Source organism: Paenibacillus sp. HWE-109 (assembly GCF_022163125.1).
Classification (GTDB): Bacteria; Bacillota; Bacilli; order Paenibacillales; family NBRC-103111; genus Paenibacillus_E.
Window position 1 is genome coordinate 6,835,001 of sequence record NZ_CP091881.1, and the last position, 22,442, is coordinate 6,857,442.

At 47.4% G+C, this 22,442-nt stretch carries 20 protein-coding genes and 1 other RNA gene (1 of these 21 cut by a window edge); 2 read left to right on the forward strand and 19 right to left on the reverse strand.

Annotated elements, in window-relative coordinates:
* The 15 genes from LOZ80_RS29310 to rpoE all read right to left on the reverse strand — a co-directional run.
* Positions 1-228, reverse strand: the 5' portion of a protein-coding gene (locus tag LOZ80_RS29310; RefSeq protein ID WP_238167921.1) for a DUF2508 family protein. 57 nt of this gene lie to the left of the window's left edge; the window shows 228 of its 285 coding nt (coding positions 1-228); its start codon is at positions 226-228; its stop codon lies beyond the left edge, outside the window.
* 133 nt (positions 229-361) lie between these two features.
* Positions 362-958 (reverse strand): recombination mediator RecR, encoded by a 597-nt coding sequence (recR, locus tag LOZ80_RS29315; protein WP_079418619.1) that lies wholly within the window; start codon positions 956-958, stop codon positions 362-364.
* 42 nt (positions 959-1,000) lie between these two features.
* Positions 1,001-1,312 carry a YbaB/EbfC family nucleoid-associated protein gene (locus LOZ80_RS29320; protein ID WP_238167922.1) on the reverse strand — a complete coding sequence of 104 codons (312 nt, stop codon included), beginning with the start codon at positions 1,310-1,312 and terminating at the stop codon, positions 1,001-1,003.
* A 20-nt stretch (positions 1,313-1,332) separates the two neighbouring features.
* Positions 1,333-3,078 carry a DNA polymerase III subunit gamma/tau gene (dnaX, locus tag LOZ80_RS29325; RefSeq protein WP_238167923.1) on the reverse strand — a complete coding sequence of 582 codons (1,746 nt, stop codon included), beginning with the start codon at positions 3,076-3,078 and terminating at the stop codon, positions 1,333-1,335.
* Positions 3,079-3,156: 78 nt separating this feature from the next.
* Positions 3,157-4,593 (reverse strand): ATP-binding protein, encoded by a 1,437-nt coding sequence (locus LOZ80_RS29330; protein WP_238167924.1) that lies wholly within the window; start codon positions 4,591-4,593, stop codon positions 3,157-3,159.
* Between the two features lie 174 nt (positions 4,594-4,767).
* Positions 4,768-5,031, reverse strand: an RNA gene (ffs, locus tag LOZ80_RS29335) — signal recognition particle sRNA large type.
* Positions 5,032-5,087: 56 nt separating this feature from the next.
* Positions 5,088-5,501 (reverse strand): hypothetical protein, encoded by a 414-nt coding sequence (locus tag LOZ80_RS29340; protein ID WP_238167925.1) that lies wholly within the window; start codon positions 5,499-5,501, stop codon positions 5,088-5,090.
* 91 nt (positions 5,502-5,592) lie between these two features.
* Complete coding sequence (rpmE, locus tag LOZ80_RS29345) at positions 5,593-5,790, reverse strand: 50S ribosomal protein L31 (RefSeq protein ID WP_056621960.1); 198 nt, start codon at positions 5,788-5,790, stop codon at positions 5,593-5,595.
* A 119-nt stretch (positions 5,791-5,909) separates the two neighbouring features.
* Positions 5,910-7,187 (reverse strand): radical SAM family protein, encoded by a 1,278-nt coding sequence (locus LOZ80_RS29350; RefSeq protein WP_238167926.1) that lies wholly within the window; start codon positions 7,185-7,187, stop codon positions 5,910-5,912.
* Between the two features lie 78 nt (positions 7,188-7,265).
* A complete protein-coding gene (gene rho / locus LOZ80_RS29355) occupies positions 7,266-8,567 on the reverse strand; it encodes a transcription termination factor Rho (protein WP_189020703.1) in 1,302 nt (433 codons plus the stop codon).
* A 62-nt stretch (positions 8,568-8,629) separates the two neighbouring features.
* Positions 8,630-9,889, reverse strand: coding sequence for a UDP-N-acetylglucosamine 1-carboxyvinyltransferase (locus LOZ80_RS29360; RefSeq protein ID WP_189020712.1), 1,260 nt, complete (start codon positions 9,887-9,889; stop codon positions 8,630-8,632).
* Positions 9,890-10,143: 254 nt separating this feature from the next.
* Entirely contained in the window at positions 10,144-10,998 is an 855-nt protein-coding gene (gene fba, locus LOZ80_RS29365) for a class II fructose-1,6-bisphosphate aldolase (RefSeq protein ID WP_238167927.1), read from the reverse strand.
* A 128-nt stretch (positions 10,999-11,126) separates the two neighbouring features.
* Positions 11,127-11,519 carry a response regulator gene (locus LOZ80_RS29370; RefSeq protein WP_079418635.1) on the reverse strand — a complete coding sequence of 131 codons (393 nt, stop codon included), beginning with the start codon at positions 11,517-11,519 and terminating at the stop codon, positions 11,127-11,129.
* Between the two features lie 163 nt (positions 11,520-11,682).
* Positions 11,683-13,284, reverse strand: a complete 1,602-nt coding sequence (locus tag LOZ80_RS29375; protein ID WP_189020699.1) for a CTP synthase — start codon at positions 13,282-13,284, stop codon at positions 11,683-11,685.
* Positions 13,285-13,564: 280 nt separating this feature from the next.
* Positions 13,565-14,143, reverse strand: coding sequence for a DNA-directed RNA polymerase subunit delta (gene rpoE, locus LOZ80_RS29380; RefSeq protein ID WP_238167928.1), 579 nt, complete (start codon positions 14,141-14,143; stop codon positions 13,565-13,567).
* A 421-nt stretch (positions 14,144-14,564) separates the two neighbouring features.
* Between rpoE and LOZ80_RS29385 the strand changes: the two genes are divergently transcribed.
* A complete protein-coding gene (locus LOZ80_RS29385; protein ID WP_238167929.1) occupies positions 14,565-15,725 on the forward strand; it encodes a S8 family peptidase in 1,161 nt (386 codons plus the stop codon).
* Positions 15,726-16,181: 456 nt separating this feature from the next.
* Here the strand turns inward: LOZ80_RS29385 and argS are convergent, their stop codons facing one another.
* The 3 genes from argS to speE all read right to left on the reverse strand — a co-directional run bounded on the left by argS (position 16,182) and on the right by speE (position 19,276).
* On the reverse strand, positions 16,182-17,855 hold the full coding sequence (gene argS, locus LOZ80_RS29390; protein ID WP_238167930.1) for an arginine--tRNA ligase: 1,674 nt from the start codon (positions 17,853-17,855) through the stop codon (positions 16,182-16,184).
* 5 nt (positions 17,856-17,860) lie between these two features.
* Entirely contained in the window at positions 17,861-18,271 is a 411-nt protein-coding gene (locus LOZ80_RS29395) for a YwiB family protein (RefSeq protein WP_189016083.1), read from the reverse strand.
* Between the two features lie 177 nt (positions 18,272-18,448).
* Complete coding sequence (speE, locus tag LOZ80_RS29400; RefSeq protein ID WP_189016086.1) at positions 18,449-19,276, reverse strand: polyamine aminopropyltransferase; 828 nt, start codon at positions 19,274-19,276, stop codon at positions 18,449-18,451.
* A gap of 369 nt (positions 19,277-19,645) precedes the next feature.
* Between speE and LOZ80_RS29405 the strand changes: the two genes are divergently transcribed.
* Complete coding sequence (locus LOZ80_RS29405; protein ID WP_443147090.1) at positions 19,646-21,670, forward strand: transglycosylase domain-containing protein; 2,025 nt, start codon at positions 19,646-19,648, stop codon at positions 21,668-21,670.
* Between the two features lie 173 nt (positions 21,671-21,843).
* Here the strand turns inward: LOZ80_RS29405 and LOZ80_RS29410 are convergent, their stop codons facing one another.
* A complete protein-coding gene (locus LOZ80_RS29410; protein ID WP_373291324.1) occupies positions 21,844-22,383 on the reverse strand; it encodes a YwhD family protein in 540 nt (179 codons plus the stop codon).
* Positions 22,384-22,442 lie beyond the last annotated feature (59 nt).

Consider the following 22,442-nt stretch of genomic DNA (forward strand, 5'->3'; position numbering starts at 1 on the left):
CTTGATGAGCATTTCAAATCTCTTCTCGGCAGCCTCCATCGCAAAGATGGCATAATCAATCTGATCCTTGTCCAGCGCAAACTCAAAATGCGCTTGCGCGGCTACCCAAGTCTGATGCGCAGTGCGGATTTCTTGAATCAGCAGTTGCTTGTCCTTCAGCAACTCTTCCTTTGCCTGCTTTAATTGAGGACTTTTCCTCCCGTATATACCCAGTAGCGCTGGTCTCATGTGTTAACCCTCCATTTCATAACTTACGGATTGATCTATCCTTATCCATATGGAAGAAATGGAACATTTAGAACTGCGGTGGCTGCCTAAAAATAACGCAAAAAAGAGAGCTTCGCAGCTCCCTCTTGATCACTTATATTTCTCGGCGGCCTTCCATTGCTTTGGTCAGCGTCACTTCATCCGCATACTCCAGGTCTCCCCCTACAGGCAATCCGTGCGCAATACGCGTCACTTTGAGCCCGAATGGCTTAATCAATCTGGATAGGTACATGGCTGTTGCTTCGCCTTCAATATTGGGATTTGTTGCAAGAATCAATTCCTGCACCGTTTCGTCACCCAAACGCTTGAGCAATTCGGCAATATGAATCTGATCGGGTCCAATTCCCTCCATCGGCGAGATTGCACCATGAAGAACATGATAGTAGCCTTCAAATTCTTTGGTCCGTTCCAAGGCGACCAAGTCTTTGGGCTCCTGTACCACACAGATGACAGATCCATCCCTGCTCTTGTCTTGACAGATACGGCAAGGATCCACGTCCGTGATGTTACAGCAAACCGAACAATAGTGAAGGTTCCTTTTGACATTAACAAGTGCTTTGGCGAAATCAATAACGTCCTCTTCTTTCATACGAAGAACATGAAATGCCAGACGTCCTGCTGTCTTAGGGCCTACTCCCGGCAAACGGGAGAAAGCATCGATTAACTTGGATATCGGTTCGGGGTAATACAAAGGAGTTCTCCTTCATTGATCAGAATCGTTGCTCTTGATGTCCTAGAACAAACCAGGAATGTTCATGCCGCCTGTGAATTTGCCCATATCTTTGTTCGCGATTTCTTCCGCTTTGGTCATTGCGTCGTTAACAGCTGTGAGCACGAGATCTTGCAGCATTTCAACATCTTCCGGATCTACAGCCTCTGGTTTGATGTTAATGCTTTGCACTTTTTTATGCCCGTTGATAATAACAGTGACAACACCGCCGCCTGCTGTACCTTCGATCATTTTAGTTCCAAGCTCTTCTTGTGCTTTCATCATTTGTTCTTGCATTTTCTTCACTTGCTTCATCATTTGGTTCATGTTATTCATCGCAGGTAGCTCCCTTATATTTAGTCTTCTTTGATCGTCACTAAGTTTTCGCCAAACAATTGGATGGCTTCCGAAATCCATTCTTCTTTTACTGCTGTACCGTCTGCATTTTGCGTTTCTAATTCCATAACCTCAGGAGCGGCGCTCGTTGCATCATTCCTTGCATCATCCCACTCCTTGCGCATAATCGTCAGCAAACGCATGGGCTTACCAAGCACAGCAGCCAGAACTTGCTCGATGATGACTTTGTTTTCAGGTTTCTCCGTTGTATTGCGGTGCATATCATTTTTGAAAGCTACCAATACAACGTCATCCAGCATGGAAACAAGATCACCATTCACAAACCAGGCATGAACGGTAATTTTCTTTTCTTTCACATCACCTAATACTTGGCTCCACTTCATCAGCGCAGTTTTGGTTTCCGCACTTTCTGCCGCCTTCAAATAACCATCAAGCTTGATGCCGGATTTCTTCGATGGCGCTGAAGCCACTGGCGCTTTGGCCGAGGTCGCCGATTTCGCTTGCGCATCCGCAGAGGCACCCGCTACTCCCGATTTTACCAGTCCAGCTACCTGATCTTCAAGTTGTTGCAGCTTTTTGGTCATTTGCGCCAAAAGATCACCTTGCGGCGCACGACTTCCGACTTCAGCAAGACCAACTGATGAGCCGCTTTCGGTTCCAATATGACCGCCGCACATTTTCATAACTGAAATTTCTAGCAGGGTCTGTGGCTGTACGGAGTACTTCATTTCACTCTGGTAATGATTGAGCGTCTCGATCATAGCCATCATCTCAGCAGCTGAGAAGTGACCAGCAATTTCTTTGAGCTCACCCATATCAAACACGCGTTCGGTAATCACCGGCGAATTGGGAACCATGCGCACCATGAGCAAGTCGCGGAAGTAGTTGATCAAATTTTCAATACATTTGTCAGCACTTTTGCCTTCTTGCATGAACGTATCGATAAGCTCCAACGCGGCACCCAGATTCTTCTCTTTGATGAAAAGAACGAGTTTCTTGAACTGATCGGAAGCAACTCCGCCAGTGATGGATAGAATATCCGCGAGCTGCACTTCGCCAGTGGCGAATGAGGTCGCCTGATCGAGAAGACTTAGCGCATCCCGCATTCCCCCATCGGACAATCTAGCTATATAGTGGAGAGCTTCCTCATTAATGGATATCTGCTCCTGCTCACAAATATACTTGAGCCGCTGCACTTGATCATCCATGGAAACCCGCCGGAAGTCAAAACGTTGGCACCGGGAAATTATCGTAGCTGGAATTTTGTGCGGTTCCGTGGTCGCCAAGATGAACATGACATGAGCCGGAGGCTCTTCCAATGTCTTCAACAGGGCATTAAACGCTTCGGTCGTGAGCATGTGTACTTCATCTATGATATAGACCTTTTGTCTAACTTCCGTAGGGGCATACTTCACTTTATCCCGGATATCCCGAATTTCTTCCACGCCGCGATTCGAGGCAGCATCGATTTCGACAACATCCATCACTGCGCCTTCGGTGATTCTTTCACAGGCCGAGCAAGCATTGCACGGTTCTTCAGCGGGTCCATGTAAACAGTTCACTGCTTTGGCCAGAATTTTGGCCGTACTGGTTTTCCCTGTTCCCCTAGGGCCATTGAATAAATATGCATGGGTAAGACGATTTTCCCGCAAAGAATTCTGCAGCGTTTGTGTAATATGTTTCTGACCGACAACATCACGAAACGTCTGAGACCTCCACGTTCGATACAGAGCAATATGTGCCATAGTGTTCCTCTCCAATAATCCCTGTATGGAATGACTGAATCCATTATACTATAACCCACCTAGGGATGAAATAGATGATCAAGCATAGGGAATGGATATTGTAAAAGTGGTTCCGAAACCTTTGGAGGATACCCGGATCGTCCCGCCCATATCGTGAATGATTCTTTGGCATACGGAAAGACCCAGTCCTGTTCCCGTGTCCTTCGTCGTGAAGAAGGGATCGAAAATCTTATCGATGACGAACATCGGAATCCCAGAGCCCGTGTCATGAATATCCACACAGACAAATCGTTCCAAGGTATCGACTTTCTCTACGATGGTTAGGGTTCCGCCGTCCGGCATGGCTTCTATCCCATTTTTACAAATATTCAAAAAGACCTGCTTCAACATTTCTTTATCCGCAATGACTTCCGGCAGGTGATAGGATGCTTCGTACTGGAGATGAACATTGTATAGAATAGCCTCATTATTGATGATGGGTAAAATACCTCGGAGCACTTCCGGCACATCGATCCGCTCAAAGGAGACATGTTTAGGCTTGCTGAGCAGCAGAAATTCATTGACCAATTCATTGATTCGGTTAATTTCCTCTAACATAACTTCCGCATAGCTCCGCTCTTTAATCATCCCCTGAACTTCAAATGTGCGCCGCAAGACTTGAAGGAAACCTTTGATCGACGTTAGCGGATTGCGAATCTCATGTGCTGTGCCGGCAGCAATTTGCCCTATCATCGCCAGTCTGTCGCTTCTTTGCACCATCTCTTCCAATGAGCGCATATTCGTAACGTCTTTGAAAATAACATAGGCCCCGACAATGTTGCCTAAGCTATCTTTGAGCACATTGGAATCTAACAGCAGTTCAAATCGTTCTGTATGATTCGTCCAGGATACGGCATGATTGCGCATAACCCCGCCATGCAGGATCGTCCGCTGCACCAATTGGTGCTGACTCGGCACGGAGGAGAAAATATCATCCAGCGATTTATTCAAAATATGCTCGCGTTCCATACCTAGAATCTGTGTTGCACGATCACTAACATCCACGAGTGTAAAATCCATATTAATTAATAGGACACCTAAATTGATATCTCGTAAAAAAGCATCCGAAAAGCGCTGCAATAAATTCAACTGCAATCCCTCTTGCCGATCCCGCATTGCCAGTAAATACATAACCTTCCGACCTAACATAAGTCGAAGAATTGAGAATTGGTAGAAGTGTGCTTCCCCGTCTTTGGCGATGAGAAAGCCATGCGGCCATTCCATTAAATTCGTTTCGTTGCTGAAATAAAATTCGTACAGCTCACGCAAGCTAGCCCGCACTTTCATTAGTTGCGAGAACGGGGTTTGCGTTATTTCTTGGGCTGAATAGCCTGAAAGTTTCAAAATATGATCGGTCGCTAAGTTAATTTTGCCATCCTCATCTACAATGAGCATACCTGCATGGACACTAAGGGTGAAAAGCTTGCGCATTTCTTCCATAGAAACCGTGTAATCTTGAGGATCATGAATGGACATACAGAGCAGCTCCTTCACATTCTCTATTCAATTTGCATTAGGCATCCCAATTATCTGCTGATTCCGATCGTATATGAATTCTCTATTAAGTAAATATTTCCCTTCTGGAGACAAAAGAAAAAACGCCCAAATTGCTGGCGTTTCGTAGTTTCATTCATGAAGTTAATAGGTAAACCGTGCACCTGTTATTGATAAAGTGATACAAGCGAACTCTTATCGTTAGCTCAAATTAGGCAACCCTTCGGCACATGAAACATCCCACTTACGGCTGCTTCCTTCCAGACCTGACCGGGTTCATGGGCATCCATTGCGAAGGACCCGACTCTCAACACCACGTGTAAAAGCCAGACCTCACATCACAGTACCGCTAACAGGAATTCAACCTCGCTACAGCGGATTGCGAGTTACAGGGCACCGCTACCTCCCCATCTAGCACAGTAAAAATAGTATAGCTGATTCACTTCAAAATAGCAACCACAGGCAAAATCTGCTAATTAACGCATCATTTTGACGGTTACTTTGTAGCGCGGCATATTCGTATTTAGAGCCATCTGGGCTTGTGAACGGAGTTCCTCTACCTGATCTGCCGTTAAAGAAGCTTTAGGTGTTATCCTCACCTTCGCTTTGGGTCCGTTAATTGCAATGTTCGATTTCTCTATGCCTTGCAGCTGAGCGAGCACCGCTTTCATTAAATTGGCATCATCCTCATAATGATGATACGTAGGGTTCAGCGGATCATTCGGATTGACACTCGTAATTCCAAGCATCCCATCCTGCTTATATTGCTGCGCTTTGTACTTCGCATCAGCTGTCTGCGGCGGGTTCTTGTTGCCAGAACTTATGCCACAGCCAACTAAGCTCATGATAAGCAGTAACGCTCCGGTAAACCTAAGCATACCCCTAAACATAAAAACACCTCCCATTGGACTCTAAGCCTAAGCTTAGGATGACCAAGGGAGGTTGTCTTATGCTGATTGGCAGCAAAGCAATTGATGCCAATTAGATTCCGTATTTCTTTTTGAACTTGTCGACACGGCCGCCTACATCGATAAACTTTTGTTTACCAGTGTAGAAAGGATGGCAATTGGAGCAAATCTCAACACGCAGATTTGGCTTGATTGATCCCGTTTCGAACACATTACCACAAGCGCAAGTCACTGTGGTTGCATGATAAGTAGGATGAATACCTGCTTTCATGTTGGGTCACCTCTTTCCGCCCTGAATCATTTGCTGAAACAGAGTTAATGGACGTACCTTTACATTTTAGCATAGTCAAAAGCATTTATGCAAGATGAAACGCTCGAAGGCCAACTGCCTTATAAAACCATCGCAGCCGTACTGCGATCGCTGGTATAGAACTTAGGCGTGTGCGAGTAAGAACCCAGAATAACATCTGGAAGTTCCTCTTGAAAGATTTCGATCATTTGCTTCATACCCAGCAATTCGCCCCGTGCCTTAGGGATAATCCCCAGATAGCTTTCGGGGTCAATATTCAGGTTGCGCAATTGAATCAATTTCAATCCGGTTCTTCGTACGAATTCAATCATGGCTTCGATTTCCTCTTCCCGATCCGTAACGCCTGGGAATACGAGATAGTTAATCGAGGTAATAACGCCTTTATCTGTTGCATAGCGCAGAGATTTCTCTACATTTTTGAGCGTGTAAGCTCTTGGCTTGTAGTAAGCATTGTAATGATCATCTAACGCACTGATGGTGCTTACGCGCATAAGATCAAGCCCAGCATCCACGATGCCGCGAATGTGATCTGTGAGCCCGGCATTGGTATTAATATTAATGTACCCCATCTTGGTTTGCTCACGCACTTGTTTGATAGCGTCAATGATGATTACTGCTTGCGTACTAGGCTCGCCTTCGCAACCTTGTCCGAAAGAGATAATGCTCTCAGGCGTTCGCAGATGCTCCAGCATGATTTGGGTAATCTCTTCGACCTTAGGCTTGAAGTTCATTCGAGTCTGTGGAGCTACGAAGCCACTCTCATCCGGTTGTTCAGAGATACAGCCGAAGCATCCAGCATTGCAGGAGTAGGAGACCGGAACAGCCCCTTCCCAGCGCTGCAGAAATGTGTTCGAGGCTGTGAGGCACTCATAGCCGAGCGCACAATTGGACAAATGCGCATAAAGCCGATTGTCCGGATACTTGGCAACCAGTCGCTTAACCTCGACTTCCAGCTCATTCGGATCACAATGAATGGGATTCCAGTAGTAGGGGTTATCCGTTAGGCGGGCCGCTACATAGAAGCCGTCCTCTTTCCAAACGACGGCGGTATAACCGAACAGCGGCAGTGCTTTGGTCTTGTCCGATTTGACATAGCCTGGCAGCAAGAGTCGGGTAAAACCTTGCGGCAGCAAAGCGCCAACCGCATGGTAGTCGCCTTCTACCAGCTTCATATCGCCGGTCGCCGCGTCAATACCTACCGGTCGCGTGAACGGAAGGCTGACAAGGGTTGATCCCTCAGGCAGAGGAATCAACTCTTCGTCTAATATTTCTGTTATCATTTCTGCGTTACGACCAAGCGCCAAGAAATCGGGGTGGTCGAAGACGTTGCCTTGCGAATCTGAATAAACCAAGTTCATAACGGGTACTCCTCTTGTACATAAAGGATAAACGACTTAAGTCGTCCATAAGGACGACCGCGTTTGTCAAGGTTGAAATTAAGAAGCAGAATTCTTCACTTTGCTTTTGTGATTCGTTGTATTCCCAGTCCCTGCCGTTGGAGAAGCCAGAGAATCCAGGAACTCTTGATTGGTCTTCGTATCGGCGAGCTTTTTGATGAATTGTTCGGTATATTCATGCGAATCATTCATCCCTTTGCGAAGCGCCCATACCTTCTCGAGCTCATCCTTGCCCAGCAAGGCCTCTTCGCGGCGCGTACCGGATCTGCGAATGTCGATCGCAGGGAAAATGCGGCGTTCCGCCATTTTACGATCCAGATGCAGCTCTAGGTTACCAGTACCTTTGAACTCTTCGTAGATGACATCATCCATACGCGAGCCTGTTTCGACTAGGGCTGTAGCAAGAATCGTCAAGCTGCCGCCTTCTTCAATATTACGGGCTGCGCCGAAGAACCGCTTAGGGCGATGGAAGGCTGCTGGATCAATACCACCGGAGAGTGTCCGGCCTGTCGGCGGAACGACGAGGTTGTACGCTCTGGCTAGACGAGTGATACTGTCCAAGAGAATAACGACGTCTTTCTTATGCTCAACTAAACGCATGGCGCGTTCCAGCACGAGTTCGGCAACTTTGATATGATTCTCAGGCAGTTCATCGAAGGTAGAAGCAACGACTTCCCCTTTGACAGAACGCTGCATATCCGTCACTTCTTCCGGACGTTCATCAATGAGCAGAACGAAAAGTTCGATCTCCGGATAGTTCGTAGATATGCTGTTCGCGATTTCTTTGAGAAGCAGCGTCTTCCCCGCTTTGGGAGGAGCAACAATCAAACCACGTTGACCCAGTCCAACCGGGGCAAGTAAATCCATGATCCGCATGGAAATTTTGTTAGGCTCGGTTTCAAGCGTAACCCGCTTGTCCGGGTATAAAGGCGTCAACGCCGGGAAGTGAAGACGCTCCGCAGCGGTTTCTGGTTTCTCGCCATTCACCGCTTCTACTTGAAGAAGACCGAAATAACGCTCATTCTCTTTGGGAGGGCGGCATTTCCCTGAAACAATATCGCCTGAACGCAAATCAAATTTGCGAATCTGCGATGCCGAGATATAAATATCTTCCGAACTTGGCAAGTAATTAATGGGACGCAAGAAACCGAAGCCCTCTTGGAGAATCTCGAGGACACCTTGCATGAACATTAGACCACTTTCAGCAGCTTGTGCACGTAAAATCGCAAAGATGAGTTCTTTTTTCTTCAACGTACCGTAATAAGGAATCTGGTGTTTCTTGGCTAGTTTATATAATTCAGTAAGCTTGAGTACTTCAAGCTCAGCAAGCTGCATGCTCATGTTTCGACCACCAAACTATTAAATTTTCAATTGGATTCTAGCATTGCCTGTTGTCTGGAACTTTATTCCTCACTCTCGCGCCAAACCTCAGCGCCCAGTGAAGATAAATTAAACACCAAGTTCTCATACCCGCGGTCAATAAATTCGACGCCAGACACCTCCGTGATGCCTCCTGTCCGAACACTCAGACCTGCAAGCACAAGCGAAGCTCCTGCTCGTAAATCCGTTGCACGCACTTTGGCTGAGCTGAGCTGTGAACCCTCGATGATCGCGGAGCGTCCCTCCACTTTCATCTTAGCTCCCATGCGCACAAGCTCAGGGATATGCTTGAAACGATTACTATAAACATGATCGGTTAATATACTAACGCCTCTGGCTTGGCACAGCAGACTCGCCATTGGAGACTGTAAATCGGTTGCAAAACCAGGATAAACCAAAGCTTTCACATCAACGCTTTCGTATTCAGGCTGACCCACAACTCGAATGGATTCATCCATTTCGTAGATATGTACACCCATTTCCTGAAGTTTGGCCGTTAGAGCTTCCATATGTTTGGGAATGACATTATCCACGGTAACATCACCGCGGGTAGCCGCAGCAGCGATCATATAGGTACCTGCTTGGATGCGGTCAGGAATTATGGAATGGCGGCAACCATGCATTTCGGTTACCCCTTCGATTCGGATCGTTTCGGTTCCAGCGCCTTTAATTCTTGCTCCCATGGAGTTTAATAGTGTAGCTACATCTATGATTTCAGGCTCTTTGGCCGCGTTTTCGATAATGGTAACACCTTTGGCCCGCGAGGCTGCCAACATGATATTGATCGTTGCTCCTACGCTTGCCATGTCCAAGTAAATCTTAGCGCCGCGCAATTCTTTGGCACGTATCTTCAGCGCACCGTTTTCATTGCTAACTTCAGCGCCTAAAGCTTCAAACCCTTTGATATGCAAATCAATCGGGCGCGGTTCGAAGTTGCAACCACCTGGCAAACCAATCGTTGCCTCTCCAAATCTCCCTAGCAATGCTCCCATTAAGTAATAGGATGCTCTCAGCTTCTTCACTTTGCCATTAGGCATCGGCAAGGATTTCATGCGACTGGGATCGATCGTCATCCGATCTTCATTCCAATCAATTGTGGCGCCTAAATCTGTCAAAATTTCTGTATATATAGCCACATCACTCAGATGTGGAAGATTATCCAAAGTTACCGATGTTTCTGCAAGAATTGCCGCTGGAATGAGCGCTACTGCACTATTCTTAGCTCCGCTAATTTGAACGGTTCCCCGTAGTGGACGTCCCCCGACCACCATTAATTTCTCCAACATGCTTCTCCCCCTAAATCCAGGTGCCTTCCTAACTACAACCAAATAAAATCCAAAACGTCAGCAATTCCCCATTCTACCTTTACAAAAAAAATAAAAAGTCCATGCCAAATACAACACTGCTGTCCAGTGGAGTGAATCTAAGATAAAAACAGAAGAAGGAAACGCCCGTAAGAACGCATACGTTGGACATTTATTAATCTGTCTTCCGTATGCGTCATACTGCATTTCCTATCCTATCTATACAATTGGAATTAAGCTTGGTTGCTGCTTCCGAACAATTGAATTTTGGATTTTACGACTTCGATCATAGCACTGCGAGCTGGGGTGAGATATTTACGAGGATCATAAATTTTAGCATCTTTGTTCAGAGCTGCGCGGATGCTTTCTGTGCAAGCCACTTGGTTCTCTGTGTTTACGTTAATTTTGCCAACGCCAGCAGCGATGGATTTACGAATCATTTCGTCAGGTACGCCGGATCCGCCGTGTAGAACAACTGGAACTGGAATCGCTTTGGAAACCGCTTCGATAATATCAAAGTGAATGTTAGGCTCGCCTGCGTACATCCCATGTGCAGTACCTACAGCGATAGCCAGACAGTCAACACCTGTTTCTTCGTAGAAACGGATTGCTTCTTCAGGTTTTGCAAGGTTTGCGTGCTCTTCGTCTACCGAGATGTCATCCTCAACACCACCGATTGTTCCAAGCTCACCCTCAACGGATACGCCCATTGCACGAGCAGCTTTAACAACTTCTTTCGTCAAACGAATGTTTTCTTCGAAAGAATAGTGGGAACCGTCAAACATTACGGAGCTGAATCCTGCACGGATACATTTCATTGCTACTTCAAAGGAACTACCATGATCTAAGTGCAAAGCAATCGGCAGACCGGATTTTTTCGCTGCTGCTTCTGCAATAGCTACTGTAAATTCGATACCCATATATTTCAGTGCGCCTTCGCTAACACCATAAATGAACGGGGACTTTAATTCGATTGCAGCTTCTACAATCGCTTGAGCAAACTCAAGGTTGTTCATGTTAAATTGACCCACCGCGTATTTGTTCGCTTTTGCCTTAGGTAAAAACTCATTCATTGAAACCAATGCCATGTTTCTCTTCCTCCTAGAACCTGTAGTAGTTGCGTATACCGCTCTTTGTCATACCTGAGTTATTATAGCACATAAATTTTCAAATGATAACCAAGCCCTGACTTCGGCAACAAAAAAAGACCCTATGACTAGGATCCTACGGCAAAACCACTGCTGGATTCATTATTAAGCTGCATATTGACCGCCATTCGCAACTCATCGATATCAAACGGCTTGGTAAAATGCATGATGGCGCCCAAATCGGTTGCTTCTTTGATCATATCAAGTTCGCCATAAGCAGTCATCATGATCACTTTAATCGAGGCGTCGATTGCTTTCACATGCTTCAAAATATCCAAACCATCCATACCTGGAATTTTCATATCCAATAGCAGCAGGTCAGGCGAAGAATTTTTCACGATTTCTAAAGCCAACTTACCGTTCGAGGCTTGATAGGTATCGTACCCTTCGTTACTGAATACCTCCATTAGCAATACGCGAATCCCATTTTGATCGTCGACAATCAATACTTTTTTCTTCATGAGCCTAGTTCCCTCCCGAAAACGAATAGCGATTCGTATCTTCTACACGATAAGTAAAGATATTCGCTATCCATTTTCGTTTTCCTTCTGAGAGAGAGACTTAATTGAAAACTTTTACAAATAAGTTGTTTTACAGGAGACCACGCCGGTGCCGCGCAAAATATTAACGGGCAATCAGCTGCGCTGCTTTCACGAATTCACGGAAAAGCGGCTGCGGACGATTCGGACGCGAAGTAAATTCTGGATGGAATTGTACCGCCAAGAACCACGGGTGACCCGGAAGCTCGACCATTTCGACCAAGCGGCCATCTGGTGAAGTACCGGAAATACGCAGTCCAGCGGACTCAATCGTCTCGCGGTATTCGTTATTGAACTCATACCGATGGCGATGTCTCTCGTAGACAAGCTCATCGTTGTAACATTGCTCAGCAAGGGAGCCTGGAACAATTTTGCAAGGATATAGGCCCAGACGCATGGTACCGCCCAGATTTTCGATATCTTTCTGCTCTGGAAGCAAATCAATAACCGGATAAGCTGTCGTCGGATTAATCTCAGAGCTGTTCGCCCCGTCCAAACCTGAAACAGAACGTGCATATTCAATAACAGCCACTTGCATACCCAAACAAATACCGAAGAATGGAATTTCTTTCTCACGGGCATAACGAATGGCGGATACTTTCCCTTCGATCCCACGATCACCGAATCCACCCGGAACAAGAATCCCTTGTACTCCGGAAAGCAGAGAATGCACGTTATGATCAAAAATATCTTCAGCGTTTACCCAACGGATATTAATTTCGGAATCATTATCAATGCCAGCATGACCTAGAGCTTCCACAATACTGAGGTAAGCGTCATGCAGAGCAACATATTTTCCAACAATAGCGATTTCTGTTTTCTTGGTTAAGGATTTAACTTTGCGAACCAAACTTTCCCACTCTGTCATGTTCGGCTCGTTCGTTGTAAGCTTCAGGTGATTAACAACATAGTCGTCCATGCCTTGCTCACGAAGCATCATCGGTACTTCATATAGCGTTTCAGCATCTCTGCATTCAATAACTGCCGCTGGATCAATATCACAGAACAAAGCTAATTTGCGCTTCATGTCTTCCGTCAACGGATGCTCGGTACGGCAAACAATCACGTGCGGTTGAATTCCCAGTCCGCGCAGCTCTTTCACACTGTGTTGCGTTGGTTTAGTTTTCACTTCACCAGCCGCCTTAATATAAGGAATCAGCGTAACGTGAATGTACATGACATTCTCGCGGCCGATGTCATTTTTCATTTGACGAATAGCTTCTAAGAACGGCAAACTCTCGATGTCACCGACAGTTCCGCCAATCTCTGTAATAACAACATCGGACCCCGCTTCGCGGCCAGCACGAATAACACGATCCTTAATTTCATTCGTGATATGCGGGATAACTTGGACAGTGCCGCCCAGATATTCGCCTCTGCGCTCTTTGGTAATAACGGAAGAGTAGACTTTGCCTGATGTTACGTTCGAACTTTTGGACAGATTAATATCGATAAAACGCTCATAATGACCTAAATCCAAATCCGTTTCTGCCCCATCGTCGGTTACGAAAACTTCACCATGCTGGTAAGGACTCATGGTTCCTGGATCCACGTTGATGTAAGGGTCGAACTTCTGAATCGTAACTTTTAGACCTCTGTTCTTGAGCAATCTTCCCAAGGAAGCTGCTGTAATTCCTTTGCCAAGGGAAGAAACTACGCCTCCCGTAACGAAAATGTATTTTGTCACTATGTACGCCTCCTAAGATTTTTTTGGTGAAACATGAATTCCCTTGTTTGTATGCAAAAAGCTCACGTCGCAAGCTCTCGCTCTCGCTGCAATTAACCTCATATTTAGTGTCTACTAAATGGTGGTTTTCATGAAAATACGGTGAAAAAACACCGAAAAAAACAAAAAAAGTGACACCCGTAGTGACGGGGCACTTTTTGAATGCTTGCGCAAAATGTTAAGATTCTTTTAAAGCCCATGCAATAGTTTACTCTGAATAGACGGGGGCTGTCAAGACAAGTTATTTGTCGTCGTCATCCTCATCATCCAACTCTTCATCTTCGGCTTCCTCATCGGAATCCTCGTCTAAATCGTCATCTTCATCGTCTGTCTCTTCGATACCCGCTTCACCAAGATCCTCTTCGATTTCTTCATCTTCGAAGAACTCTGTATCTTCTTCCGCTTCTTCCTCTTCGGTTTCGGTACCAAATGTATCGTACTCGTCTTCCTCAGCGTATGTATCTTCTTCTTCCGCATAGATGTCTTCATCCAGGTCGTCGTCTTCGTCGTTGATGATTCTAGGACGCTTAGCGTTACCTACTGCATCATCCGATTTCTCAACAGGATACCAACGTTTGAGGCCCCATAGGTTCGTACCTACACAAGCAAAACGTCCATCGATGTTGATTTCCGTATATAGTTGGGCAATCACTTGCATGACATTCTGCTCAGACAACCCTTTTATTTTCGCAATTTCCGCCATCAGGTCACGGTAATAAAACGGCGTATTCGCCGACTTCAGTAATTCAAACGCCAAATCCACCATGGGCATTTCGCGTGCTTGCTCTGTGGTGATTTTGAGTGTGTATTCGCTACTCATCTAAGGCACATCCCTTTCGATCGTCTTCTTCGCTTCTTCTATCTACCTTATCCAATATCTTCATTAAGTAAAACCTATTTTTTCTAAAAATGCAACTACCCCTTCGAATCCGCGGAAACCATGACCCATTCGGGCCTTCTGAACAAGAAAGCGATCCCCCTAAAATAGAATACAAGCGAAGGTCCCCCTCCGCTCGCGACTGTACCCTAAGGAAGCGATGCGTACAGGCCGCAGCCGCTTCCATTACCTGAGAAAGAGACACTCCTGCCCGCGCCTCTCTATCTATCCTATGTAAAACCTACGCATCTGACACGGCTTCGCACCCATTTATTTCTTTAAAGGCTATGACACGGTCAGAAGGGGTGACCTGTACATAAGATAGGGGAGATTCGATTCTAAGCTGTCATGGGGGGATGGCACGATGGATATAGCCACCTTTCTTCAATTGCTTCACGAGGAAATCGGCCTCACCAAGCACTCCGGCAAAAAGCATATCATCCATTTCGCAAAGGCTAAGGACTATTATGCCTGCAAATCAGAGCTGAAGCGAATGAAGTCCACGTTCCACCATCTTGCTAAGGTGCGCTATCTCGACATTATTCACGCTTTCTCCTGCATGCTTCGTCCTGACACCAAGCTCCGAGGTTTAACCGGTGCCCCCATCATTGAAGCGGACACCAAGATTACCGTGCATCAAATGGCCAGCAGCAAAATCACCACGAAACGCGCAAGCATTTTATCAGGCTCCCACACCATCCCATGGGGCATTGATCAAGTAGGCGCCCCGGAAGTTTGGAATAAGTCCGTTGGACAAAACATTCGGGTCGGCGTTATCGATACAGGCATTGATTACAATCACCCCGATTTGCGCAATTCGATTTCGCGCGGTATTAATTTATTAAACCGGAGTATGCTTCCCTTTGATGACAACGGCCATGGCACGCATATCGCGGGCACGATTGCGGCTACAGGCCGCCATTCCGGCATTGTCGGTGTCGCTCCTCGAGCGATTATTCATCCTGTCAAAGCTTTCGACAATAGCGGGAGTGCTTATGTCTCGGATATTATCGCCGGCATCGATTGGTGTGTGCACAATGATCTCGATATTATTAACATGAGCTTCGGCATGAAATCTTACAATCGCTCTCTCGAACAAGCCGTGATGAATGCCTATTACCGAGGCAAAATTATCATCGCCTCCTCCGGTAACGATGGCAAGAAGAAAACGGTTGATTATCCTGCCCGTTTCCCGCAAGTCGTCTCCGTTGGGGCAACAACGCGCTTGGGCAAAATTGCTCCCTTCAGCAATCGCGGGAAGCAAATTGATATTTATGCGCCAGGCGAACGTGTTTACTCGTCTTGGCTGCATGGCAAATACAATGAGCTGAGCGGCACCTCGATGGCGACGGCCCATGTCAGCGGCGTAGTCGCGTTGATGCTGTCCATCAAGCCGATGTCGCCGCTGCAGATCAAAAGCGCGCTGCGCCGCTGCGCAATCGGTCTGAGCAAGCGCCAGAGCTCACGCTGGCAGCCGGGGCATTTGAACGCCCGGCGGGCGATTCGGGCGGCGCGGCAGAGCTAGGGCGGGGCGCGGTGCGGCAGAGCGGGGCGGTACGGGCGCGGCCGTTGCAACACGCACAAGTGTCCCGTGGCCAGCCCCTAAGTAAGAAAACCGGCTTCGCCGCCCTGAGAAATGAGCCTCTTAAAAGCGACAAATCCTATAAAGGGAACTGTAGTACGCTAATTGAGCAAAAAGGAGATATACTAGAGCAATAGCGGAACTACAGTGCCTTATTTCCACGAAATAAGCTAAATTTCCCATCAAACAGCAAAATAGCGGATCGTAGTTCCCTCAAGCCTGTAATAATAGCGATTTTTTCTATAATAGCGCACTGTAGTTCCCTTATCTCCGCGCGAGGCAGCGTGAGCAACTCCGCTTTCACTCCAAAACATATAAATTCTTTATACGTACACAAAAACACCTCCCATTCACGCAAGTGGAGTGGGAGGTGTTTTTGTGTATGTGCGGGAGCGGAGCCTACATCCGCTCCGGAGCCGATACGCCTACAACGCGAAGCGTGTTGGCGAGGGTCGTGCGCAAAGCGCCTAGCAAAGCGAAGCGCGCCTGCGTCAAAGCTGCGTCATCCGAAATGACGTAGTGGCCTCTGTAATAGCTATGGAACTGGCTCGCCAGTTCGTATACATAGCGGATAAGACGGTGCGGCGCATATTGATCAGCCGCAATGGCGATCTCTTCCGGCAGCTCGCCAATCTTGCGCAGCAAGTCAAACTCAGCTTCAGACGTAAGCTGTGTCAGGTCGACCTGCTCCAGCGGGAGCAGCTGGATGTTCTGCTCTTCCGCCTGGCGGAAGATGCTGCAGATCCGTGCATGGGCATACTGCACATAGAAGACCGGGTTCTCATTGGACTGGGAAACCGCCAAGTCCATGTCGAAATCCAAATGCGAATCCATGCTGCGCATCGCGAAGAAATAACGGATCGGATCGACGCCAACTTCGTCCATGAGATCTTCCATCGTAACCGCTTTGCCAGTACGCTTGGACATCTTCACCTTTTCACCATTCTGGAAAAGGCTCACCATCTGCGCGATCAACACAACCAGTCGATCCGACTCAAAGCCAAGCGCGGTCATGGCGGCTTTCATCCGCGGGATGTAACCATGGTGATCTGCGCCCCAAATATTAATCAAGCGCTCGAAGCCGCGCCCGAATTTGTTGCGATGGTACGCGATATCCGGTGTAAGGTAAGTAAACGAACCGTCGTTTTTGATAAGCACACGATTCTTGTCATCCCCCAGCGGCGTTGTGTTCAGCCAAGTTGCGCCTTCTTCTTCATAGATGTGCCCATTGTCCCTTAACTCTTGCAGCACCGGTGGGATGAGGTTATCTTCATAAATCGACGTTTCCGAGAACCAGTTGTCGAAATGGACACCGAAGCGACCCAAATCGCGTTTGATTTTGTCGAGTTCTTTTTTCAATCCGTACGTACGGAAATACGCGCGACGCTCATCGTCCGATAAGCTCAAAAGGCGATCCCCTTCTTCGGCAGCAAGATCCGCAGCAAAGCCTTTGATATCTTCTCCGAAATAGCCATCTTCAGGCATCTCCGCCTCTTGCCCCAATGCTTGCAAATAACGGGCTTCGATGGATTTCGCCAAGTTGACGACCTGGTTGCCTGCATCATTGATGTAATACTCGCGGGAAACCTCGTATCCGGCCAGATCAAGCACATTGCAAAGCACATCCCCAACAGCCGCTCCACGGGCATGTCCCAAATGCAATGAACCCGTCGGATTCGCACTGACGAACTCGACCTGAACTTTCAGCCCTTGACCAACGTTCGATGCCCCGTAACGCTCACCCTGCTCAAGAACATTAGCGATCACCGGGTACAAGTACACTTTGTTCATTTTGAAGTTAATGAAGCCCGGTCCAGCAATTTCCGCCTCTGCGATGTTTGCTTTTTCCTTATTCAGGCCCGCGATGATCTTCTCTGCGATCTGTCTTGGATTCTGCTTGGCAATACGCGTCAGCTGCATCGCGACATTCGTAGCAAAGTCCCCGTGCGTTTTCTCTTTCGGAACCTCAAGAATAATTTCCGGCAATTGATCCGCTTCCACGATACCCGCAGCCAGTACTGCTTCAACAATCGCTTCTTTCACTATACTTTTGACTTCGTTTAGTACATCCATTCGTCTTACTCCTCCTGAATTAACAACTTGATCCTGTATGTCCCCGCATGTGAGCCTGATGCATATAAATCATAGCGCCACCTCGTAATGCCGATGCCATGATCGGCCTCCAATGTCAGCTCATGAGTCTCGATTTCGAGTTCCAACCGGCCCTGTGGGGTTTGATAAAAGCCGATCCGCTTCTCACCGGCCACAAACGTCTGCTCGGCTTGTACATCTCCTTGACGGACGATGCGTATTAAATTCTCTTCCAGCTTAATTAGCGTTACCGTTCGTCCTAGCTCGCTAGGCTCTTCTTCATAGCGAATATACGTGTGATTGCCTTTGCGATAGAGATCTCCCCGTGCCTTCTGCACCGTCGTCTCGCTTCCGCTCCGACTCTCAATTCGAATGCGCACGGGCGTTTTTGCCGTCATGGTCCGTCATTCTCCTATTCTGCAGGTCCTCAAGCACCTGATGTCAAGATAAGGCAAGTTAGGTATTAGTTTATATGATAAGGTCGATGAATTCAATGGATGAGGACACGATACAAACAAAAACCGCCAGCCCATTCCGTGACAAGCACAGATCAGCTGGCGGCTCTCATATCCTGATTACTTAATTAAATCTTCCACAAACTTCGGCAATACGAATGCCGCTTTGTGTAGACGTGGTGTGTAGTACTTCGTCGGGAATTCCGGAATTGATGCTTCTTCAACTTGCAGCGGATCATGTTTCTTGCTGCCCAGAGTGAACGTCCACAGACCGCTTGGGTACGTAGGAATGTTCGCGCTATATACACGTACGATAGGGAAGATTTCTTTGACATCCCGGTTAACTGTTTGGATCAGGTCTGCTTTGAACCAAGGGTTGTCCGTTTGAGCAACGAAAATCCCGTCTTCTTTGAGTGCCTCATAGATCCCTTGATAGAAACCTTTGGAGAAAAGTTCAACAGCCGGACCCACAGGTTCCGTGGAATCGACCATAATCACATCGTACGTATTCTTGTGGTCGTGGATATGCATGTAGCCATCGTTCACGATCACTTCAACACGAGGGTTGTCCAATTCGCCGGCAATTGTCGGCAGGTACTTTTTGGAATACTCAATGACTTTCCCATCGATATCCACAAGCACCGCTTTTTTCACCTTGGGATGCTTCATGATTTCACGAATAACGCCGCCGTCGCCGCCGCCTACAACAAGAACGAACTCTGGGTTCGGGTGAGTAACAAGCGCTGGGTGTGCCACCATTTCATGATAGACGAATTCGTCTCTCACAGTCGTCATGACCATGCCATCGAGAGTCAGCATCGTTCCCCATTCTTCGGTTTCAATCATCGAAAGGTCTTGAAAATCCGTTTGTTCTCTTACGTAAGTTTCTTTCACTTTGGCTGTGATGCCGAAGCTATCCGTTTGTTTCTCTGTGTACCACAAATCCATGTTCATACCTTCTTTCGCTAGACTATATTGGGATGAATAAATACTGATATTCGTTATCTCTAACAGTGTGCCACCAGTTGGAAAAGTCATGCGATGGGAGTCTAACATTTCCTGTCCCTTTCTACGCACAAATTGTATTATAGTTCATTACCCTCAAAATGCAATAATTTCCTAGCCATTTTACATATTTCACAAAAAATATTTACAATTTGTTGAATACGGACTGCCATGCTTTTCCATACTGGATAGTAAAGCCTTCGTGGCCAAGGAGAAAGGAGGCAGAGCACGATGTCCGAGAATGAAAATAATAACCGCCCGCCCGCCTCAGGCACACCTCAGAAACCAAGAGATAAAGAACTTCCCGCTTCTATGCGCTGGATGCGTCGCATTAAGAAAATGTTTTCCTTCTTCTTCACGTCCTGCATTCTGCTGCTCATTCTGGCTGCCGGCTTCTTCGTCTATTTACGCGCCCAAACTTTGCCTGTCACCAAAATGCTGCAAACCTCTCAAATGTATGATACCCATGGCGAGTTGATTGACACCTTCTATTCGGGGCAAAATCGGCAGGTCGTTACACTGAAGGAAATATCACCCTATCTAATCAATGCGACGCTGGCCGTCGAAGATCAGCATTTCTATGACCATTTCGGGGTCGATGTTAAAGCGGTGGCCCGGGCTGCCGTTGTCAATGTGCAAGCGATGGCCAAGGTGCAAGGAGCAGGGACAATAACGCAGCAATTAGCTCGGAATTTATATCTAAATCATGATCGAACCTGGTCTCGTAAAATAAAAGAAACCGTCTATGCCATACAGATGGAAATGCAGCTTAGCAAGGATGAAATTCTCGCGAATTATCTGAATCAAATCTACTACGGTCATTCCACGTATGGCATCGAAACGGCTTCTGAGCTGTTCTTCGGCAAGCATGCCAGTGAATTAACGTTGGCCGAAAGCGCCATGATTGCCGGGGTTCCGAAAGGCCCTCGCTATTATTCACCGTACTATGATTTGAAAAATGCGATGGATCGCCAAAAGATCGTCCTGCAAACCATGGTGCGCAGCGGGTTCATTACACAAGCTGCTGCAGATGCCGCAGGCAAGGAAAAGCTGACCATTCAACCGCTAATGAAGAAGAAACCGGCGGCCGCTCCCTATTTCCGCGATTATGTACGTTCTCTGGCGACTGAGAAGCTGGGGATCTCGGAAGAACAATTCGATGAAGGCGGCATTCGGATTTACACGACTCTGGATAAAAAAGCGCAGGACATCGCAGAACGTGTTGTCACCAAGCAGCTCGCTGATAAACCGGATCTGCAAGCAGCCCTCGTCGCCATCGACCCGCGAACCGGTGAAATTAAAGCGATGGTCGGCGGGCGTGACTACGCTGAGAATCAGTTCAACCGCGCACTCTCCAATACGAGACAGCCAGGATCTTCCTTTAAACCGATCGTCTATATGGTTGCCCTGCAAAATGGGTACACGCCAGTTACGCTGGTAAAAAGTGAACCAACAGTGTTCACTTACGATGAAGGACGGCAGAAGTACACGCCGAGAAATTTCAATGACCAGTACGTCAACGCCAATATTGATATGCGCCAAGCCATTTCGAAATCGGATAACATTTATGCCGTACACACGATTCTGGATGTCGGCCCCGCGAAGGTCATCGACTTGGCCCGCAAGCTTGGCATCGATTCTCCGATGAAGCCGCTGCCATCGCTGGCTCTAGGATCGTTCCCCGTCAGCCCCTTCGAGATGGCCTCCGCCTTCGGGACGATTGCCAACCAAGGCATTCACCATGAGACGACGGCGATTGTGCGGATTGAAGATGCCAGTGGGAATGTCTTATATGAAGCAAGCCCGAAGACTGAGACCGTGCTTGATCCTGCTGTTGCTTATGTGATGACCAATTTAATGGAGAGTGTGTTCGAGGAAGGCGGCACTGGAAATCGGGTTGCCAGCACCATTAAGCGGCCGATTGCCGGCAAAACCGGCACAACGGATACCGATGCGTGGTTGGTCGGCTTTACACCAGAGCTTGCGACGGCTGTCTGGGTCGGCTATGACAAGAACCGGGATATCTCTACGGTGGAATCGCATCTGGCCTCACCGATTTTCGCCGAGTTCACGGAACAAACCTTGGAGGCGATCCCGCCTAAGCTATTCCCTGTACCCGAAGGCGTCAAGAGCGTTTATATTGATCCGGTGAGCGGCAAGTTATCCAATGAAGATTGCCCGAATGCTCACCTGGAGACATTTCTTGCCGGCACGGAGCCAACGACTTATTGCACGGGCAAACCTGCGAAGCCCGCTTCGGGCGATGATAATAAAGCCACGCCAAAAGGTCAAAACGGCTCCTGGTGGAACGATCTCAAACGTTGGTGGAACGACTGATCCGGGCACGTCCCAGTAAACACAAAAAGGCAGAACTAAGCGCGTCTTAGTCTGCCTTTTTGCTGTCCTAGTATATGAGGTAACATACACTAGGGTCTAGTATACTCGGTTCACCATTGTGTAACAATGGATGACACATAATGTTCATATTCTCAAATTAAGCCCCGAATTGATTAAGATAGCGCATCTTTCAGCACTTGATCCGAGCGATTCCACCATTCTTCGTTGTGGCTGATCAGCTGTTTTTTGAGCGCGGCCTTCTCCCCGTCTGACAAACCTTCGAGGATGAATTTGCGTTTCATCGCGCCATCCATTTTGTTCACATGATCCGCTAGGATTTTCCATCCACGACGTGCTTCTGTATCGACCAGCATTTCACATGCGGACATCCCGGCATAATAAGCGCCTTCTTCCGTCCGGTCTACCGCAACCCACACTATCCAGGCTTTGCGGCCATTGGGCACATCTTCTTTGTTCGTCGAGAATTTGATGCCTTTCTCAATTTTACTCTTCGCATGAAGGGTACCTTCATCCAGGTAAGCTTCATCGCCATCAATAATGACACCCGACACATTGCTTAAATCGATCGCTCCGGCACCAAAGCCTTTGTGATTCACTTTGGAGCTTACTATATTTAAGGCCAGCTTCTTTTTATCCGCTTCCATAAGGGCACCATCCACTCTTCGTAATAATAAAATGACACTTTGCTTCATTGTAGCGAAAGTCACCCCTCAGAACAAGGGCGAGATCGCCAGATCCCAGGAATGGGCGT

What these genes read in the sequence shown, in the direction of transcription:
- fba (WP_238167927.1), bottom strand. Translation starts at nt 10,998, where the DNA reads ATGGCATTGGTTTCAATGAATGAGTTTTTACCTAAGGCAAAAGCGAAC.
- rpoE (WP_238167928.1), bottom strand. Translation starts at nt 14,143, where the DNA reads ATGAGTAGCGAATACACACTCAAAATCACCACAGAGCAAGCACGCGAA.
- rho (WP_189020703.1), bottom strand. Translation starts at nt 8,567, where the DNA reads ATGAGCATGCAGCTTGCTGAGCTTGAAGTACTCAAGCTTACTGAATTA.
- LOZ80_RS29410 (WP_373291324.1), bottom strand. Translation starts at nt 22,383, where the DNA reads ATGAAGCAAAGTGTCATTTTATTATTACGAAGAGTGGATGGTGCCCTT.
- LOZ80_RS29320 (WP_238167922.1), bottom strand. Translation starts at nt 1,312, where the DNA reads ATGAATAACATGAACCAAATGATGAAGCAAGTGAAGAAAATGCAAGAA.
- rpmE (WP_056621960.1), bottom strand. Translation starts at nt 5,790, where the DNA reads ATGAAAGCAGGTATTCATCCTACTTATCATGCAACCACAGTGACTTGC.
- LOZ80_RS29350 (WP_238167926.1), bottom strand. Translation starts at nt 7,187, where the DNA reads ATGAACTTGGTTTATTCAGATTCGCAAGGCAACGTCTTCGACCACCCC.
- speE (WP_189016086.1), bottom strand. Translation starts at nt 19,276, where the DNA reads ATGGATTTGTGGTACACAGAGAAACAAACGGATAGCTTCGGCATCACA.
- dnaX (WP_238167923.1), bottom strand. Translation starts at nt 3,078, where the DNA reads ATGGCACATATTGCTCTGTATCGAACGTGGAGGTCTCAGACGTTTCGT.
- LOZ80_RS29385 (WP_238167929.1), top strand. Translation starts at nt 14,565, where the DNA reads ATGGATATAGCCACCTTTCTTCAATTGCTTCACGAGGAAATCGGCCTC.
- LOZ80_RS29330 (WP_238167924.1), bottom strand. Translation starts at nt 4,593, where the DNA reads ATGTCCATTCATGATCCTCAAGATTACACGGTTTCTATGGAAGAAATG.
- LOZ80_RS29405 (WP_443147090.1), top strand. Translation starts at nt 19,646, where the DNA reads ATGCGCTGGATGCGTCGCATTAAGAAAATGTTTTCCTTCTTCTTCACG.
- LOZ80_RS29395 (WP_189016083.1), bottom strand. Translation starts at nt 18,271, where the DNA reads ATGACGGCAAAAACGCCCGTGCGCATTCGAATTGAGAGTCGGAGCGGA.
- argS (WP_238167930.1), bottom strand. Translation starts at nt 17,855, where the DNA reads ATGGATGTACTAAACGAAGTCAAAAGTATAGTGAAAGAAGCGATTGTT.
- LOZ80_RS29370 (WP_079418635.1), bottom strand. Translation starts at nt 11,519, where the DNA reads ATGAAGAAAAAAGTATTGATTGTCGACGATCAAAATGGGATTCGCGTA.
- LOZ80_RS29340 (WP_238167925.1), bottom strand. Translation starts at nt 5,501, where the DNA reads ATGTTTAGGGGTATGCTTAGGTTTACCGGAGCGTTACTGCTTATCATG.